Raw genomic sequence first — 16724 nt, 5'->3', positions numbered from 1 at the left:
GTTGTATTACCTGCACTCATGTCGGCACCCTGGCACCGGTAATACTGCATACGCCCCCGCACTCTCGGGAGCAGGGATGGCGTAAGGGGGATAAATATCTCTCAAAACAGGTTTTCTACGGAGCACTTTTTTTTAGGAATCCAGGTGGATACCAGCGGGTGTGGCTGGTTGTATCAGCCAAAAGAGAGTGTGGGTTTATTCCTTTCTTACCCGTGCTGCGAGCAGGACGCCGATCCCTACAGCGCCGATGACCAGGAGAACCGGCAGGGGGGATGGCTTTGTGGTGGGTTTCAGGATGGGGGTATAGGTCACTTTGGGAGTTGACGATGTCGGGACGATGGTGGTGATCGTGGCAATGGTCGGGGCGGTGGTGGGGGCGGTGACATGGAAGACCACGGATGTGATCGCACCGTTTGAATCAGCAAACTTGACGGTATAATCATCCGGCTGGGTGACCGCTACGGTCTGGGAGAAGACACCGGCACCGTTCTGGACGTTATTGGTGGTCGGGATAAACTGAGGGCCAAAGACCCTGCCGGCAGATGCCCCGTCAACCTGGATCTGGATACCATTGTTTCCCCCGCTCTTAAGGCTGCCGGCGATTACCAGTGCGTCAGCAAGGTTCTGGGTGGTTGGCGAAGTAAGGGTCAGGTCGCCGGACCGGTCCGTGAGCTGGATGATCTGAGCGGTCATGGAATCTGATCCCATTGCAACGACACCGTTCCACGCGATCTCCACATCATAGGTCCCACCCTTGAGACCTGTGGTATCAAAGAGCGCGTACTGGGTGAGCTGGTTGGGCTGGATGGTCATGGCCTGGCTGGAGATCAAGGTCGATGTATACTGTTTCTGGTAAAAATTCAGGGAAAAACTGGTGCCGGCGGGAAAATTGGAATCAACGGAGCACTTGATGGTCTGGCCCACCGGGATAGTAAGCGGGGAGCAGTTCAGATTTATATTGTAGGCTGATGCTGATCCCACGAGGGCAAGCGAGAGCAGGATGAGGATACACAGAAACTTTCTCATGCCTAGTTGGTCGAATCGCCGGCATTAAAAAGGTTTTCAATATTTCTGCACGGATCCTGCGGCAGTTCTGCTATACCGGGTTCAGCCCAGGCCGATAAAATTCCTGAGCAGCGCGAGACCGAACGCCCCGCTCTTTTCCGGGTGGAACTGGACGCCGTACACGTTCCCACGGACAATGGAGGAAGCAAAGGGGAGGATATAGTCCGTGGAGGTAAGGGTGTACTCGTGAGTGGTATCGGCATAGTAGGAGTGGACAAAGTACACGTACGCTTCGCGGGGCAGGCCGGCAAAGAGCGGGGTTTCCTCCTTTGTGAGCCGGATGGTGTTCCAGCCCATGTGCGGCACCTTGATCCCGGGAACCGAGGGGAACCGCCGCACATTTCCCGGGATGAGACAGAGGCCCTTGTGCAGTCCGTGCTCCTCGCTTGAGTCCATGAGCATCTGCATCCCCAGGCAGATGCCCAGGAGCGGGACATCCTTTGTGGCCGCACAGACCGTTTCCCGGAGGGAGCCCAGCTGGTCCATACCCTCGTGGAATGCGCCAACGCCCGGCAGCACGATCCCGTCCGCCGCCGCGATCTCCTCCGGGCTGCCGGTGATAACCGCCCGTGCCCCGGCAGCCTCGATACCGCGCATCACGCTGCGCAGGTTTCCCAACCCGTAATCAATGATGGCGATGGTCTTTCCCATGTTTGTCCTCCCGTAACCTCCATGCCCCGCTTTCTATCCAGTCCCCGGGGAGATCCCGGCTCTTTTGCCAGACGGCGAGGTGCTCCCTCCACCCGTTCCAGAGACCGGCAAAATCGGCCTCGATCATGTGGATCAATGCCATATCACTGGACGGACACATGAAACATCCGATCCGGTCCAGCCGGTGCTCATAGAGCCGGTTATAGGGGGCACCCTCCTTAAAAATATAAAGCCAGACATGGAGCGCGGTCCAGTTCTGGAGCGGGGCCGCGGAGACCTGCACTTTGACCGTCGGGTTCCTCCAGACCCGGTCGCTCTCCGCCCGCGAGAGCGACTCGTACCGGCGCTGCCCGATAAAGGAGAGACACTCACCCCAGGTTGAACGGATCATTGCTGCCACCGGCAGCAGCTTGCAGACACTGCAGCACCACCGTGCGTTGACCGCCGGAGGGCCTTGGCGGGCAAGCGTGGTCCAGAACTTTTCCGCGGCAGGGGTCCGGATCACCTCTGCATGGTACATCCTCTCCACCTCGTCCACGTTTGCATAGGTCTCGGGAAACTCGAGGCCGGTATCGGCAAAGAGGAGGGGGACATTCCCGAGCGCCTTCTGCACCACAAGCAGGGTTGCAAGGCTGTCCTTTCCGCCGGAGTACGAGATGGTGGGCTGGAGCGGATAACAGGCGGCAACATCCTTCACAAACCGGACCGCCTCGTCTTCCGCTTCTGCAATTACTGCCGCGTTGGACCGGACTGCATCCTGCCACGTGGCCGTCCCGGGCACGATTACCGAGAGTACATTTTTGCGGTTCCGGACCACCTGGCCTTTCTGCATGGCCCGTGCCTCACCGGCACCAACTTTTGCCCTCCCGACCCCGATACATTCCCCGTCCTTAGCGAGAACAAAAACCTCGTCTCCTTTCCGGACCTCATCATCAATAGAGTCCAGGCCGGGGCGCAGCACACTCATTCCCTGGTCCCGGATAAAAGGCACCGCGGTATCATCGACAATTACCCGGCGCTTTTCGGGCCGAAAGATCCTGCAGGCCTCAGGGCGGGGGATGGGCTCCCACCGGCGCTCACCGGGGATATACCGGATGGACCCCGCAATCCCTCCGCCAACAATGATCTCTTCCATGCGGTCGGTGTCCGGGACCTTGTTGAGGAGGACCAGGTGGCCGTCGGGAATAAGCGGTGCGCCGAAATGCTCCTGAAAGATGCTGTTGACAAGCGCGATATCTGCAGGAAAGGCCGGCCGGGCATCGCCGGGGGGTGTCAGCGGTACCTCGCGGGTAACCGAACCGCATACAGCACAGGTCTTTCCTAAAACCGGTGTATGGCACCGGTCGCACCACCGCAGCAGGATCCGGCCAAGATAGGATGGGCGCATTCCCTTACCGGTTCGCGCCCATGAGATAAAATAATGAGCGCGTTTTCTCCGGGGTGGTACTAAAATAGGGAGGATAACACCTGGGGCGGCAATATCGGTAGATTTGATATGTACGCCCGCCATTCTTGTTACGATGACAACCGGACCCCCGGCGAGACCGGGGGTACCGGGAGACGATCCACGATGACCATTGATATCTGGTTCTTTGCAGCAGTTGCTTTTTTTATTCTCGCTTTCTGTGCAGTCCTGCGTATCCTTCCCGGCCCGACGCTCAATGACCGTCTTATCGCGGTCAACGTGGCAGCCACCCTTGCCTGTGCCGGTGCACTCTCCCTTACAGTGTCCGCGGGCAGCCTGCTGGTTCTTCTCATTGCGGGGCTGCTGGCCTGTATCGTCTTTGCAACAACGATCCGGATCTCCCAAGTGAGGAAAGGTGCGGTATCATGAGTGCCGGGATCCTTGACTGGGTGATCTCCCTCCTGCTGGTGGTTGCAGCGGGGTTCGGGGCTATCAGCGTCATCGGCCTGCTCCTCTTCCCGGATATCCGGAGCAGGTCCTTTACCGGCATCCGGGCCGGCATCCTCGCCATCGCTCTTGTCACGATCGCATCAGTCTGCTATGGCCTGTTTAAATGGTCTAACACCGGAGACCTGCAGTATCCCTTATTCATCCTTGGTGCACTCATCATGCTCGCCCTTGTGATCGTGCTCAACCGGATTGCAACGGGCGTGGTATGCCATTCTTCCATGCCGGCACAGCCACCCTCGCCCGGGGCAGAAGACCGGCACTGACCCGTTTTTATACAGCCGGGGTGGTCTATCCAGCACCGGCAACATACCCGGCGGCTTTTATCCGTTCGCCACCCGCGGGTCAGGAGGTTTCGGGGACGGTTTCGTCCTCTTCCGGCTCCATAAAACAGAGCACTGCAGCAGCCCCGAGGACTATGATGGCCGGCGTGTACCAGTACAGCAGGTGAAGTGTGCCGGCGAGCGGGACCGACAGGGTGATCCAGACCGCAGAGGAGAGCAGCATCCAGCCGGCAAACCGGGTCTCGGAATTTGCGATGGCCGCACCCATCAGGCCGAGACTGGAAAAAAGCGCTGCCTGGACACCGGAGAGGGTCATATCGGTAGAGTTCGATATCAGGATAACATATAACGCGACAGCGATCCCCAGGAGCCCTCCGATCACCCCTACGATAAACTGCTTCTTCATCAGTACACGATGGGACAACGCTCATTCATAAAGGTTCCCAATCTATCTGGCCGGGTTGAATACATTACTCCAAATGAAGGCGCGTGAGACTTTTTTTTGAAAATATCCGGCAAATTGCCGTTTCCACCCGCATTCCGGGCAAGTTTCGGGCTGCATTATTCCGGTTTTAATGCGTTTTTTTCCCAATCCGGGCGATATTTTCATGATTGCGCATTTCGCTACGGATCGGTCTGGAAAACCGTTCTATTCCGGAGCCTCCCGTTTTGCGCTGAATAAAAGTAAGGTTTATGGCATTTCTTTGCGCGAAAATACCATTTCGACCAAAATATTTATTTATTCGTAGAATAATGAAAATTATAACCCTTTCCGGTGGGAGGTGGAATATAAATGGTTGCAGCAAAGAAACCGGCCGCAAAGAAGGCCCCAGCAAAAAAACCCGCCGTAAAGAAGGCAGCCCCCAAGAAGAAATAATCTTTCGGGGTAAATCAATTGTTTTCTCTCTTTTTTTGCATTGATCCTGCTTTGAGAACAGATCAAGAGGTATGGATTGCGGAATCCGCACCATGCCCGGTGTACCGATCCATACTGATTCCGGCACACCGGGGTTGTCCCGGTTTATTCCAGCCAGGCCGTGACCTCTTTTTCTGAGGGCCGGATCGAAGGTGAAAGCGTTCCGGCAGGGTGCCCGATGGCACACCCCATGAGGGCCCATTTTCCGGGTTCGATCCCGAGAATGTGGCAGAATGCCGTGTTCTCCGCCATCTGTGCCGTGATCGAGACGACCTGGAATCCCAGGCCGAGTGCCGTGGCTTTCAGCCACATGTTCTCCATGCAGGCAAACAACGATTGCGCTTCAACGGGAGGAAACCCCTTCTTTTCGGCAACAACGAGGTACACCGGGGCTGTGCCAACGCCCGGTACCATGCCCATGCCCCGGATCATGGCCAGCCGTTCGAGGAAACCGGCTGCCTGTTCCCGCAGGCCCGCATTGCGGGCGGTCTCGCGTTCCAGTGCATCGGCCATGGCAACTGCCTCCCCAAAGACCAGCGGGATGAGTGCCTGCATGGCCTTTGAATCCTTACGGATCACAAAAAATCTCCGGAAGTAATCCGTGCCGCTGCCGATCGCCGCTGCAGCGTACGGGGCGTGGAGCCCGGCATGGATGATACTCTCGATCATTTCATTGGACGGGATCCCTGCGGCAAACTTCCGGTGGGAACGGCGTTCCCCGATAATCCTGTCCAGGACTGCGTTGTCCTGGTCTGCAGATGCGGTCATCGTACCCTCACACAACACTTGGTATGCCGGATATATCAGGGTGCCCTTCCCGCACGGGTGACGGGTGGGTCTCCCCCTCCGTTCATCCCGGAAGAGGGAGAGAATGAATACATTTTATCGGGGCAGTACAGGAAAAATATCACCGCTTTTTTATGCCCGTCACGCCCATTCCTGACACATGATTGATGCGCTCATCGGGAATGTCCGGGGGATCCTTACCCGGCCGCTGGAGACATTCCGGGCCGTGCGGGATGAGGATACACGAGCCGTTTTCCGGTATTTCCTTGCCCTCCTTCTTGCCGATGCGGTTTTCACCGCGATCGTCTCCCTCTCCGGCGCCGGTACCTTTGGCCTGCTCTGGCGCGTCTTGCGGGTCCGCCATCCCGTGCTCGTCTTTTTTCTCGTGCTCGTGGGCGGTCTCATCCTCGTCCCGCTCTTTTCGGCATGGCTGCACCTCTGGGTCCGGCTTGTGGGCGGCAAAAACGGGTTTTCCCGGACCCTTTCAGCGGTGATGTACGGCGCCACCCCCGCCCTCCTTTTTGGCTGGATCCCTTTTATCGGGATCCTCTTTTATTTCTGGGCCATGGTGCTTGTCATCTTCGGACTTTATGCGATCCAGGAGATCGAAGGCGAACGGGCAGCCTTTGCCGTGATCGTTGCGGTCATCATCCCGCTCGTGCTCCTCGTGCTTCTTGTGGCATGGCTCCTGTTCTCCAGCCCGGCCATGACCGTGACGACCGGACGGGCGGTTTTCCTCTGATCTCCGGACCGCTGCCCCCGCCACGATCGCGTCCGTGCCCGTGAGCGGCCGGCCCGGTCTCTCTCAGTGCAGCCCTCTTTTCACTCATCGCGCCCTTTATTGCAGTCCTATGCCCCAGTACTGTCATGGAACATCTCCGGAAGATCGGGATCATTATCGGTCTGGTTCTCCTTTCGCTCGCGCTTCTCCTTATTACCGCGCACATCACCCATGCTTCAGATACATCAGCCTGCACCCGCTGTGCGGCAGCAAACCAGAGCGTTACACCACCGGTCACCCCGGGCACGGTCCCGCAGACCCCGGTAGCGAATTGTACCGGCAGCGAGACCTGCCCGCTCCCCTCAATCCCCGGGACGCCATAACCTCAATCTCCCCTTTTTCCCGGCATACCCCCGCCCCTTGTCCTCTCGCAAACCTATATCGCCGAGGGAAACGCACCAGAACCTGATACGATCGGTGACGTGATGGAGCAGATGCGAGGGGCACCCGGGACGCCCGCCGGTTACGAGGCCATGGGAACCGGTGAACTGGTGGCCCTGCTTGGTGCGGATACCGGCAAGGGTCTTTCCTCCGGCGAGCACCGGCGCCGGATTGCTGCGTACGGCACAAACGAGATCCCCGAAAAGAAGGCAAACCCTGTCCTTGCTTTTGTAAAAAAGTTCTCCGGCCCCACGGCATGGATGCTTGAGGCCGTCATCGTCCTCTCCCTTGTCCTGGGCAATTATACCAACGTTTACATCATCCTTGCCCTGCTTATCCTCAATGCCATCATCGGTTTTTACCAGGAGCAGAAGGCATCGAAGGCCGTGGACGCGCTCCAGCAGCGGCTTCAGGTCAATGCCCGCACACTGCGGGACGGTACCTGGGTGATGGTTCCTGCCCGTGAACTTGTGCCCGGAGATATCGTGCGGATCCGGGCCGGCGATTTCGTTCCCGCGGATGTAAAAATCCTGGACGGGGGGCTTTCCGTGGACCAGTCGGCCCTGACCGGCGAATCGCTCCCGGTGGAGAAAGGACATTCCGGCCTGCTCTATTCCGGCTCCATTGTCCGGTCCGGCGAGGCAACCTGCCTTGTTGCCCTGACCGGCACCCGGACCCTGTTCGGGAAGACGGCCGAGCTCGTGCAGTTCGCCCGCCCGCGCCTCCAGGCCGAGGAGGTGACCACGCACCTGGTGAAATGGCTGTTTGTGATCGTCGGCCTCTCGGTTGCTGCTGCCTTTGTTGTCGCCGCGTTCTCCGGGATACGCATGCTGGACATCCTCTCGCTTGCGCTCGTGCTCCTTGCATCAGCAATCCCGGTGGCACTGCCCGCCATGTTCACCATCACCTTGGCGCTGGGATCGGTGGAGCTGACCCGGCGGGGTGTGCTCGTCACCCGGCTGAATGCGGCGGAGGACGCGGCCACCATGGATGTGCTCTGCTCGGACAAGACCGGCACGATCACGGTAAACCGGCTCACCCTAGCCGGCATTGTCCCTGCCCCCGGGCGGAGCGAAGAAGAGGTGATCCTGTACGGTGCACTTGCCTCCGAGGCGGCAAACCATGATCCCATCGATTGTGCACTCCTCACTGCAGCCCGGCAAAAACAGGTCCGGACTGACGGATTTACCCGGCGATCGTTTGTCCCGTTCAACCCGGCAACCCGGCGGACCGAGGCAGTCGTGGAGAAGGAGGGCAGGACTTTCCGGGCGGTCAAGGGTGCCCTCAGTGCCGTTACCAATCTCGCCGGCACCGATCCGGCACCGATCCGGGAACACTCCGCGGAATTTGCGGCCAAAGGCTACCGCACCCTCGCGGTGGCGGTAAGTGAGGGCGGGGCAACGCCGGAGATTGTCGGGATCGTGGCCCTGCACGATGCGCCACGGGAGGATGCAGGACGCCTGATCGGCACGCTGCAGGACCTCGGCATCTCGGTCCGGATGCTGACCGGCGATGCCCAGCCGATTGCGCAGGAAACGGCACGGCAGGTCGGCCTTACGGGCACGATCCTTTCCGCGGAAGAGTTCGAGAAGGTGCGTGCGGAGGATCCCGGGAAAGCTGCCCGCATGATCGAAGAAGGGGCCGGCGTTGCGCGGGTCTACCCGGAGGACAAGTACGCGATCGTAAAGAGCCTGCAGGAGAACGGCCATATTGTCGGGATGACCGGTGACGGTATCAACGATGCTCCCTCGCTGCGGCAGGCAGAGGTGGGGATCGCGGTGGCGAACGCCACCGACGTGGCCAAGGGTGCAGCAAGCGTGGTCCTGACCGGCGACGGGCTTGCCAATATCGTTGACCTTGTCCTTGTGGGGCGCATGATGCACCAGCGGATGCTGACCTGGATCTTCAACAAGGTGGTCAAGACCTTCCAGGTCGCCATCTTCGTTGTTGTCGCCTTCCTCCTTACCGGCCGGTTCATCGTATCGGTCTTCGGGGTCGTGCTGCTCCTCTTTGTGGTCGATTTTGTCACGCTCTCGCTCTCCACCGATAATGTACGGGGGTCAAAACACCCGGACAGCTGGGATGTGACGGATCTTGTGCGGTCCTCTGTTGTGGTCGGTATCCTCGTGGTCCTCGAGTCCCTTGCCATCCTTGCGACAGGTCTTGGGCCGCTCGGCCTTGCCGCTGATCCCGCCGCGCTCCAGACGTTTGCATTTGCGATCCTCTTTTACTTCGGGATCATGACCGTCTTTGTGGTCCGGGAGCGGGGGCATTTCTGGGACTCGCGCCCAAGCTGGCCGCTCCTTCTGGTCTCTTTCGCGGACATGTGCATTGTCGCGGTGCTGATCACCACCGGTATCCCCGGCCTTGCGGCACTCCCACTCCCGGATACGCTTGCCGTGATCGCCATGGCCGCGATCTTCTCCTTCGGGGTCAATGATGCGGCCAAGTACCTGCTGCTGAAAAGACGATGACCCGGGGACCGGGCCTGGGAATATTCCCGAAGGGATTTAATTGCGGGCGGCTCCCCCCGCCCATGCCTTCTGCACGTCCTCCACAATCTCCCGTACCACCGTTTCGGTATCCTTGCCGGAACCGTGGATGACATGATCGGCAAAGCGCCCGTACAGCGGCACCCTCTGGTCGAACATATCGCGGAGGGTCTGGCCGGGGAGGAGGACAATGCCCCGGGTCCTGATGTTTGCAAGGCGCCGTTCCATCTCACAACAGGAGATCTCCAGGTACACGATCACGCCGTCTTTTTCCAGGTGCGCCATTGCCCGGGGGCTCAGGACCACGCTGCCCCCCGTGGCAATGACAGTCCCTGTGCAGCGCAGGGAGAGGATGGCGGCCTCCTCGGCGGCAAGAAACGCCGCGGGGCCCTCGCCATCGATGATCTCCTGCAGGCGTTTTCCCGCCCGCTTCTGGATCAGGAGGTCGGTATCGACAAAACCCATGCCGAGTGTCTTTGCAAGGATCACGCCCGCGGTGCTCTTCCCGGCGCCCGGCATGCCGATGAGAACAATGTTTTTCACAAAAAGCCCCTGCCCGGATCAATATCGGATAAACGCTATTGCTCTTTATGGCCTATCAAATGTACCGCGGTGTGCGCCATGACCCGTTACCTGCTCGATATCCGCCAGATGGGCCCGGTCAGGCACCAGATCCATGCGCTCTGTGCCCGGCTCGAAGAGAAGTTCCCCATCCGGGACAAGCAGGTGGTCCCGCATATCACGCTCGCCGGGCCGTTCTCGACCGATGACGAGGAACGACTTGTCCGGGACTTTACCCGCATCTGCGAAGACCAGGCCGGGACCCCGAAGTACGAGGTCGGGGGATACGGTTTTTTTGATGCCTCACGGGTTGTTTTTGTCTCTATTCTTCCGGACGAGACCCTCCGGCAGTTCCGCGCCGAACTGGCAGAGGCCCTCTGCTCCTACTGCACGCTCCGGGCCTACGACCTCGTGCCCGCGGACGAATTCCGGTTCCACTCCACGCTTGCCATGAAACTGGACTGGCTGACGTTCCAGAGAATAAAATGGTATTTCCGGGACCAGGAACCCGTTCTTCACCGGCCCCACCCGGTCCGTGCCACCCTGCTCCGGGACTCCCGGGTTCTCTGCGAGTACGATTTTGCCCGGCGCCGGATGCTTACCGGGGCCCAGGCGCGGAGCCGGGCCACGTTCATGCGGGACCGGGACAGCCTCCGGCTCTGGGGCGACGAGCCCGGGACGTGAGGGCAGATCCGGCCGGACCCGGTTTCACTTTCGCCCCCCGCGCGGCCGGCCCTTTATCACCCCCTCTGCAGCAGTGATCCGGTGCCATGCAGATCGAGATCCGCAGGGGGATTTCCCTCCAGCCGGGGAGTTTCTCTGCTGTTGTTTTGCCCGTCAAACAGATGGTGGGGGCTCTCAACAGCAGCGCAGAGATCCGGCGGTTCCTTTTCCTGTACATCGGGGGCAACTACTCCCGGGTCCTGCCGGGTCTTGACCGGACCTCGCAAAACCTCGAGATCTGCCGGGCGTTCACCGCCCACCAGCTCCTCGCGCTCGTCCGGGAGGCCGGCCATACCGTGATCTTTGTGGAGCACGACCCCGGGCTTTTCGATGGGGCAGAAGAGATGCTCGACCCGGTGGCAGGTGCGCTTGCCGATGCCGGCCGGGAGTCGCTTGTCCTCCTCTACACGCCGGTCCCTGACCGCCCGTTTTTTGCACTGGCACGGAGGGCCGGCCGGTATATCGAGGTCTATGCTGACGATGAGGCAAATCCGCTGTCCCGTACCTCCCGGCACTACGGGCTGCGGCCGGCCGGCTCCGGCCAGCGGACACTGGAGGTGTCGTAGACGGGCAGGAGTTTTGTGAGCGTCCGGCAGGGGGCGAACAGCACCGCGGACCGGTGGGCCCGGTCCGCCCGGGCGCTGAAAAAAGAGGACCGGCGCTATGGCGAGCGGCTTGCAGAGCTTGCAAAGATGCACACAAGCGAAGCGTTTGCCGGCTGCGACGATGCGCTCGAGGCGGTTGTCTTCTCGGTGCTTGTCGAGATCCTGAAACGCCAGGAAGCGCTCGAACGGCAGGCGGGCGGCCATGTGGATCCTTGACTCCGCGTACCGGGACGGCGGTGTCGATCTCTGGATTAAGGAGGATGCCACGGTAAAAAAGGTCCATTATGCCTATGACCCGCCGTTTTACGTCCGCTTCCATGACCCGGCAGCCTGCCACGAGATGATCGCGGCGCTGGAAGAGCAGTACGGAGCAGAGGAGTGTTCCATCCGCACGATCTTCGGGGCACTCCCGGGGTACGCGGTGCACGCGGGCCGGGAGGTGGCTGAGGCGATCGAGCGGCAGGCACAGTACGGTGCCGACTTTTTTAACGTGGATGTCCGTCGCGACCAGCGTTTTATGGCCGAGCGGGGGATGGTGCCCTGTACCGGGGAGAGAGAGGACCGGTTCTCCCCGGTCGTGGGGCACGACCTTCTGGTCCTGGAACTCCGCGTACGGGACGATCCGGCCCCTGCCGCACCGGTGCTTGCGATTGACGCAGCGTGGGATGGGCAGGAGAGCCGGATAGAGGGGAAGACCGAAGATGTCCTGGACAACCTTGGCCGGTTGCTCGCATCGTGCGATCCCGACGTGATCCTTATGCCCGACGCCGACATGGCCATGCCCCGGCTCCTTGCCCTTGCCCGGCAGCACGGGGTCGTCCTCCCCTTCTCCCGGAACGGGAAGTACCGGAAACGGACTGCCCGGTCGTACTGGAGCTACGGGAGGATGGAGCACACAGGAGCGGCGCTCCTTCCCGACGGGCGCATCCTTATCGACACCGAGCAGTCGTTTGTGTACCGCGAGGGCGGGCTTCCCGGGGTAATCATGGCCGCCCGGTTATCGGGCATCCCTCCCGGCCCGGCCTCCCGGTTCACGCCCGGCACGCTCATCAGCAGCTACGAGGTCAGGGAAGCAGTCCGGCAGGGAATCGCGGTGCCATTCCGCAAGAACGATCACGAGCAGGTCCGCAGGATGGCCGCGCTCCGTGCCGCGGACCGGGGCGGGCTGATCTTCCAGCCGGTGCCGGGAACTTACGAGGCGGTCGGCGAGATCGATTTCACCTCCCTGTACCCTTCCATTATCGTGCACGAGAACCTTTCTCCCGATACCTTCGAGCACCGGGAACAGCCCGGGTTTTTGCCTGCCGTGCTCAGGCCCGTGATCGAACTGCGCCGCACGGTAAAAAGGCAGAAGAAGACCGACCCCCGGCTTGCCGGCACCGATGCGGTCCTCAAGTGGATGCTCGTGACCAGTTTCGGGTACACGGGGTACAAGAACGCGAAGTTCGGGAGGATCGAGGTACACGAGGCGATCACGGCTGCATCCCGGGAGATCCTGCTCCGCACCAAGGAGATCGCGGAGGAGATGGGGTTTTCTGTCCTTCACGGGATCGTGGACTGCCTCTGGGTGCAGGGGAACCTGCCGGTCGGGGCACTTAAGGAAGAGGTCGAGCGGGAGACCGGCTATCCCCTTGAGATCGAGCACTTCGACTGGATCGTCTTTCTGCCGCTCGCGGACGGCTTTGGTGCGTACAACCGGTATTACGGGAGGCTCCCGGACGGGAGCATCCGGGTGCGGGGGATCGCGGCCCGCCGGCACGATACGCCCCCTTACGTAAAGGAGATGCAGTGCCGGATGCTGGGCGTGATGAAGCGGGCAAAGACCATCGCGGAGCTGGCGGAGACAAAAGGCGAGATGGAGGAGATCTTTTCTGCATCGCTCCGGGCACTCCCCGCTGCCAACCCGGAGCAGATGGCAATCGGCCGCCGGATCAGCCGGCTGAGCTACCGGCACCAGTGCCTGGAGGGGGCCGCGGTGCAGGCGTACCGGGAGCAGGGGATCGCACTCGCGCCCGGCATAAAGATCCGGTACGTGGTGGAGGATGCCCGGCGCTACCGGGCGGTACCGGTCCGGTCAGCGACAACGTTTGATCTCCCGTTCTACCGGACGCTGCTTTGCCGGGCCCGGGATGAGATCGTCGCGGCCTACCCTTCAGCAGCGCAAGAGAAGCGGGTGCCGGCATGGTCCGGTGGCGGCCCGGTCCGGAAATCCGGGCCGGAGAACGCGACGCTGTTCTGAAATAGGTGGAGGAGCTTTCTCTCACTTGAGCACGGGGGCTCCTCGTACGATCCTGAAAAGGGGGTATCCAAAATCCGCCCTCATACCCCTTCCGCCACCCCGGAGGATAAATACGGGCCAATAATCTCGCGTTAATCGTCAAAATACGCTCAAATTGAGCCCCATATAATACCCTAAATCGGGCTATAACGGCCCTTTTTTTGGCATTTGTTTTGCAGATCTACCAAATGCCTATTTTCCCTGAAATCGGCCTGTAAAACACGTTTACGTGAACGCTATTTTTCGTCTGTTTGCCAAAATAAGGCTTATTTGGGCTTTGTTTAAAACGGAGCCCAATCTGGGCTCCGATGGGACCCAAAAAAGGACCGTCCGGGCTCAAATCGGGCCCGGATGGGTTGAAGTGGATCAGGGTGTTTCGTGCAGCGCGGGATGGTGTCTGCCACGCCTTGGCCGGGATCCTGGTCAATACGGCATTGCCGGGCGTCATATCCACGGCGATAAAAACAGAATACTTATATGGCGATTTATAAGATATACATTACATACGTACAATCGTATGGACGTTCACCGTCAGGATCCTGGTGTGATGGCATGAGATCGGAAAATGTGATGTATTTTACCGATAAGGAGGAAGCGTTTGCAAACCTCCTCATCGAGATTGGGACAAAGAAGTGCGTGGCAAAAGTGCTGGTCTTCCTGGCCAATACCCCCCAGGCCACTTCGCGGGACATTGAGCGTGGCACCGATCTCCGCCAGCCCGAAGTGAGCCTTGCCATGCATTACCTGAAGGACCAGAGCTGGATTACCGCCCGCGAGATCAAATCCGAGAGCAAGGGCCGCCCGGTCAAGATCTACGAGCTCGCCCGGCCCATCGCCGATATCATGGACAGCATCGAGAAGGAAAAACACAAGGAAGCAGCAAACCAGCTCGAGATGATCCAGAAGTTGCGGACCTTCATCGCATAACGCAATGGGGTTTGGGTAAATTCTTTTTTGATTCGCCAATTTTTTTATGAATATAGAATTTCTTCACAATGTTTTTTTCCGGTGCAATTTGCAGTAATGATGTCAGACGCGCAAAACGCCTCACCGGGTTTTGCGCTACGCACTTACCGGGATCTTGGCGGGAGATCGGAAGAACTCAAGCCGGATTAAAAGAATCGGGAAACGGGATTTGGCAGATCTGCACTGGGCATAATATTCTCATAATGCCGGGTATCATTCCGAAACCAGCGATGACCCCACATTTTTCATCACAGAGACCAGCTCTTTTCGTTCGTGAGCCGGTTTCTCCCGCATGCCGGCAATCACAACTACATCTTTGACATCAAATTCCAGGATCTGGAACATTTTTTTCGTATAATCGAAATACTCACGGAACATGCCGGGATCCGGATTCCCCTGAGTGAACACCAGAACCAGCTTTTGTTTTGTAACTTTTTCTTTGTAATGCGGTGAGAATCGCGGAGAGATTTTCGCAAATAACCGGTCGGTGAATATCTTTGCCTGGGCACTCATCTGCCCCATGTACACCGGTGAGCCAAGGATAAGGGCATCTGCCTCATCAAGTGCGTCATAGAGTTCCTGCATATCGTCATCGATCACACAACCCCGATCGTTCCCATTGTGACAGCAAAGACAACCACTGCACGGGCTGATATCCAGATCGCTGAAAGACCATGACCGGGTTTCCGCGCCCTGTTCTTTCGCACCTTCGAGTATTTTGTTTACGGCCCAGGCAGTATTGCCCTCTTTGTGCGGACTTGCGATAATTCCGATGATTTTCATCTTTCCTCCCTGGCTTAGGTATTCAGTTACTTATTCGGGTTTACGGGATAAAGAATTGTCATCGCTTTTGTCCGGGCCGGGGAAACGGAAGTGTCTGATCGGCTTAAACAAAACGATGCCAAACGCGCAAAACGCCTCATCGGGTTTTGCGCTACGCATTTACCGGGATCCTTGGCCGGAGAGAGTTCGGTTAATGGGACGAAGCGTTGTGTTGTGGAGCAGGCGCACAAACACGCACTCGCCCAGCGAGGGCCCGGTGAGGCGCCCGAGCGACTCCCTGCATCAGCAGGGAGGGGGTGGAATCGCTTTTTACAAAGATTCGTTGGCTATCATGAAAAGAAAAATAGAGAGAAGGCCGAGAAATGCCTGATTCTGCAAATCTACCCCTCATCCAGACCGGGGAGCTGGAGAAGACAGAATTATTCGGAAGAATCTAATATGGAATGACAAGTTAATATAGAAATAATTATTAAGAAAAGCCTGAATTAGGCCATTTCTTGAATCTTTTTTCGTTTTACTTCCCTCTTTTTTATTTCTTCAAAAAATTCCCTCTCGCTTATAGGTTCTGAACAAAATTTCCGGTTCTGAAGATAAATTTGTATTAGATGTTGACTTTCATCAGAGGGATTTGCTTGTTTATTCCTTCCAAAATCTGTAACAATGTTAGTTTCAAAATAACTTCGAAAATTTTGATTCAAGTTATTTTTATAATAAATGTAGATGGATAATGTAGCTGAATCGTGTTTAACCTCTTGTGCATTTTTCAATCGTTCTTCATTTAACTCGTTATTTTTTTTGAAATTTAACATTAAATTTTTTGCAAAAAGAGAATCATAAAATTGTGTCACACTAATAAAATCAGAGTTTTGAGATAATACTTCCCCCGCACGCAAAAATGGGTGAAATGAGAGTCCATCAGTAGAAGGTATTTTCTCATCACCATATTTTGAATATTTTAGTTTTATTTCAGAATCTACTTTAATTTCGAGTGCCGGTACAGTACCTAAATTTGATATTTTTAAAATAACTTGAAGATCACCCCCATATTTATCTTCGTTAATATACATATCATCAATCTCAATTCCAATAATAGGAATTTGCAATAACCCAATTTGTCTTTGGGTTAATTTTAGAATCTTCATGTTGAGTCCAACATAAATTATTGTTACAAATACCAAACATAAATTGGCAAGAACCAAAAGCAAATTTGAATTGTTATTTAAGAAATCTAAAATACCCATAGTTTTTTTATTTTCTTGTAATATAAAAAATCATTTGGGTAAGATTGGTATCGACATAAATGAGACTATTTTTGAAAATTGCACAAAAAGAAGACCGCACTGCCTCATCTCTTCAAGGCAGCAAAAGAAGTGCGCCGACCGGGACTCGAACCCGGGTTTAGGCGTTGGCAACGCCTAGTGATAACCACTACACTATCGGCGCAGTGTGCTCTACAATGTGGGTACTCCTACAATTTAAGTATATCGACCTGCAGGCTCCCGGAACACGCGGACGGGACTGCTGCTGCCCCGGATGCAGC

Annotated in this window: 19 protein-coding genes and 1 tRNA gene; 10 read left to right on the top strand and 10 right to left on the bottom strand. The window is 57.4% G+C overall.

Annotated elements, in window-relative coordinates:
- Positions 1-195: 195 nt before the first annotated feature.
- The 3 genes from VMS83_RS02765 to VMS83_RS02755 all read right to left on the bottom strand — a co-directional run bounded on the left by VMS83_RS02765 (position 196) and on the right by VMS83_RS02755 (position 3103).
- Complete coding sequence (locus VMS83_RS02765; RefSeq protein WP_325409649.1) at positions 196-1026, bottom strand: hypothetical protein; 831 nt, start codon at positions 1024-1026, stop codon at positions 196-198.
- 81 nt (positions 1027-1107) lie between these two features.
- A complete protein-coding gene (hisH, locus tag VMS83_RS02760; RefSeq protein WP_325409647.1) occupies positions 1108-1716 on the bottom strand; it encodes an imidazole glycerol phosphate synthase subunit HisH in 609 nt (202 codons plus the stop codon).
- Positions 1691-3103, bottom strand: coding sequence for a phosphoadenosine phosphosulfate reductase family protein (locus VMS83_RS02755; RefSeq protein WP_325409646.1), 1413 nt, complete (start codon positions 3101-3103; stop codon positions 1691-1693). Before VMS83_RS02755 ends, hisH begins: the two co-directional genes overlap by 26 nt.
- A gap of 108 nt (positions 3104-3211) precedes the next feature.
- Here VMS83_RS02755 and VMS83_RS02750 point away from each other — a divergent pair, with 108 nt between their 5' ends.
- A complete protein-coding gene (locus VMS83_RS02750; RefSeq protein ID WP_325409644.1) occupies positions 3212-3550 on the top strand; it encodes a hypothetical protein in 339 nt (112 codons plus the stop codon).
- Positions 3547-3894, top strand: coding sequence for a hypothetical protein (locus VMS83_RS02745; protein ID WP_325409642.1), 348 nt, complete (start codon positions 3547-3549; stop codon positions 3892-3894). Before VMS83_RS02750 ends, VMS83_RS02745 begins: the two co-directional genes overlap by 4 nt.
- Before the next feature lie 79 nt (positions 3895-3973).
- On the opposite strand, the gene VMS83_RS02740 is transcribed toward VMS83_RS02745, so the two are convergent.
- The 3 genes from VMS83_RS02740 to VMS83_RS02730 form a co-directional block, all read right to left on the bottom strand.
- Positions 3974-4318: a hypothetical protein gene (locus VMS83_RS02740; RefSeq protein ID WP_325409640.1), complete on the bottom strand. Its 345-nt coding sequence runs from the start codon at positions 4316-4318 to the stop codon at positions 3974-3976.
- 166 nt (positions 4319-4484) lie between these two features.
- Entirely contained in the window at positions 4485-4916 is a 432-nt protein-coding gene (locus tag VMS83_RS02735) for a hypothetical protein (protein WP_325409638.1), read from the bottom strand.
- A gap of 17 nt (positions 4917-4933) precedes the next feature.
- The gene (locus VMS83_RS02730) at positions 4934-5596 is read right to left on the bottom strand and encodes a nitroreductase family protein (RefSeq protein ID WP_325409636.1); all 663 of its coding nucleotides are present in this window, start codon (positions 5594-5596) and stop codon (positions 4934-4936) included.
- Between the two features lie 178 nt (positions 5597-5774).
- Here VMS83_RS02730 and VMS83_RS02725 point away from each other — a divergent pair, with 178 nt between their 5' ends.
- The 3 genes from VMS83_RS02725 (at position 5775) to VMS83_RS02715 (ending at position 9250) form a co-directional block, all read left to right on the top strand.
- A complete protein-coding gene (locus tag VMS83_RS02725; RefSeq protein WP_325409634.1) occupies positions 5775-6356 on the top strand; it encodes a Yip1 family protein in 582 nt (193 codons plus the stop codon).
- Positions 6357-6481: 125 nt separating this feature from the next.
- Positions 6482-6718, top strand: a complete 237-nt coding sequence (locus VMS83_RS02720) for a hypothetical protein (RefSeq protein ID WP_325409632.1) — start codon at positions 6482-6484, stop codon at positions 6716-6718.
- 102 nt (positions 6719-6820) lie between these two features.
- Complete coding sequence (locus VMS83_RS02715) at positions 6821-9250, top strand: plasma-membrane proton-efflux P-type ATPase (protein ID WP_325409630.1); 2430 nt, start codon at positions 6821-6823, stop codon at positions 9248-9250.
- 36 nt (positions 9251-9286) lie between these two features.
- On the opposite strand, the gene VMS83_RS02710 is transcribed toward VMS83_RS02715, so the two are convergent.
- A complete protein-coding gene (locus VMS83_RS02710; protein ID WP_325409628.1) occupies positions 9287-9811 on the bottom strand; it encodes a shikimate kinase in 525 nt (174 codons plus the stop codon).
- Between the two features lie 78 nt (positions 9812-9889).
- Here VMS83_RS02710 and VMS83_RS02705 point away from each other — a divergent pair, with 78 nt between their 5' ends.
- From VMS83_RS02705 to VMS83_RS02685, 5 genes are all read left to right on the top strand, one after another.
- Positions 9890-10513 carry a 2'-5' RNA ligase family protein gene (locus VMS83_RS02705; protein ID WP_325409626.1) on the top strand — a complete coding sequence of 208 codons (624 nt, stop codon included), beginning with the start codon at positions 9890-9892 and terminating at the stop codon, positions 10511-10513.
- A gap of 86 nt (positions 10514-10599) precedes the next feature.
- The gene (locus VMS83_RS02700) at positions 10600-11118 is read left to right on the top strand and encodes a hypothetical protein (protein WP_325409624.1); all 519 of its coding nucleotides are present in this window, start codon (positions 10600-10602) and stop codon (positions 11116-11118) included.
- A gap of 15 nt (positions 11119-11133) precedes the next feature.
- Entirely contained in the window at positions 11134-11373 is a 240-nt protein-coding gene (locus tag VMS83_RS02695) for a hypothetical protein (RefSeq protein ID WP_325409622.1), read from the top strand.
- Positions 11360-13396, top strand: a complete 2037-nt coding sequence (locus VMS83_RS02690; RefSeq protein ID WP_325409620.1) for a type B DNA-directed DNA polymerase — start codon at positions 11360-11362, stop codon at positions 13394-13396. Before VMS83_RS02695 ends, VMS83_RS02690 begins: the two co-directional genes overlap by 14 nt.
- Positions 13397-13987: 591 nt before the next feature.
- Complete coding sequence (locus VMS83_RS02685) at positions 13988-14362, top strand: ArsR family transcriptional regulator (protein ID WP_325409618.1); 375 nt, start codon at positions 13988-13990, stop codon at positions 14360-14362.
- Positions 14363-14614: 252 nt separating this feature from the next.
- On the opposite strand, the gene VMS83_RS02680 is transcribed toward VMS83_RS02685, so the two are convergent.
- The 3 genes from VMS83_RS02680 to VMS83_RS02670 all read right to left on the bottom strand — a co-directional run bounded on the left by VMS83_RS02680 (position 14615) and on the right by VMS83_RS02670 (position 16627).
- Complete coding sequence (locus tag VMS83_RS02680) at positions 14615-15184, bottom strand: flavodoxin family protein (RefSeq protein WP_325409616.1); 570 nt, start codon at positions 15182-15184, stop codon at positions 14615-14617.
- Positions 15185-15669: 485 nt separating this feature from the next.
- Positions 15670-16425 carry a hypothetical protein gene (locus VMS83_RS02675; RefSeq protein ID WP_325409615.1) on the bottom strand — a complete coding sequence of 252 codons (756 nt, stop codon included), beginning with the start codon at positions 16423-16425 and terminating at the stop codon, positions 15670-15672.
- 130 nt (positions 16426-16555) lie between these two features.
- Positions 16556-16627 (bottom strand) — tRNA-Gly (locus VMS83_RS02670).
- Between the last annotated feature and the right edge of the window lie 97 nt (positions 16628-16724).

This window comes from Methanoregula sp., from assembly GCF_035543475.1.
Lineage (GTDB): Archaea > Halobacteriota > Methanomicrobia > Methanomicrobiales > Methanospirillaceae > Methanoregula.
This window is presented reverse-complemented; position numbering and strand designations above follow the sequence as displayed.

Bases quoted from the DNA above. Each gene is read 5' to 3' on its own strand.
- VMS83_RS02765 (WP_325409649.1), bottom strand. From the start codon at position 1,026: ATGAGAAAGTTTCTGTGTATCCTCATCCTGCTCTCGCTTGCCCTCGTG.
- hisH (WP_325409647.1), bottom strand. From the start codon at position 1,716: ATGGGAAAGACCATCGCCATCATTGATTACGGGTTGGGAAACCTGCGC.
- VMS83_RS02755 (WP_325409646.1), bottom strand. From the start codon at position 3,103: ATGCGCCCATCCTATCTTGGCCGGATCCTGCTGCGGTGGTGCGACCGG.
- VMS83_RS02750 (WP_325409644.1), top strand. From the start codon at position 3,212: ATGTACGCCCGCCATTCTTGTTACGATGACAACCGGACCCCCGGCGAG.
- VMS83_RS02745 (WP_325409642.1), top strand. From the start codon at position 3,547: ATGAGTGCCGGGATCCTTGACTGGGTGATCTCCCTCCTGCTGGTGGTT.
- VMS83_RS02740 (WP_325409640.1), bottom strand. From the start codon at position 4,318: ATGAAGAAGCAGTTTATCGTAGGGGTGATCGGAGGGCTCCTGGGGATC.
- VMS83_RS02730 (WP_325409636.1), bottom strand. From the start codon at position 5,596: ATGACCGCATCTGCAGACCAGGACAACGCAGTCCTGGACAGGATTATC.
- VMS83_RS02725 (WP_325409634.1), top strand. From the start codon at position 5,775: ATGATTGATGCGCTCATCGGGAATGTCCGGGGGATCCTTACCCGGCCG.
- VMS83_RS02720 (WP_325409632.1), top strand. From the start codon at position 6,482: ATGGAACATCTCCGGAAGATCGGGATCATTATCGGTCTGGTTCTCCTT.
- VMS83_RS02715 (WP_325409630.1), top strand. From the start codon at position 6,821: ATGGAGCAGATGCGAGGGGCACCCGGGACGCCCGCCGGTTACGAGGCC.
- VMS83_RS02705 (WP_325409626.1), top strand. From the start codon at position 9,890: ATGACCCGTTACCTGCTCGATATCCGCCAGATGGGCCCGGTCAGGCAC.
- VMS83_RS02700 (WP_325409624.1), top strand. From the start codon at position 10,600: ATGCAGATCGAGATCCGCAGGGGGATTTCCCTCCAGCCGGGGAGTTTC.
- VMS83_RS02690 (WP_325409620.1), top strand. From the start codon at position 11,360: ATGTGGATCCTTGACTCCGCGTACCGGGACGGCGGTGTCGATCTCTGG.
- VMS83_RS02685 (WP_325409618.1), top strand. From the start codon at position 13,988: ATGAGATCGGAAAATGTGATGTATTTTACCGATAAGGAGGAAGCGTTT.
- VMS83_RS02680 (WP_325409616.1), bottom strand. From the start codon at position 15,184: ATGAAAATCATCGGAATTATCGCAAGTCCGCACAAAGAGGGCAATACT.
- VMS83_RS02675 (WP_325409615.1), bottom strand. From the start codon at position 16,425: ATGGGTATTTTAGATTTCTTAAATAACAATTCAAATTTGCTTTTGGTT.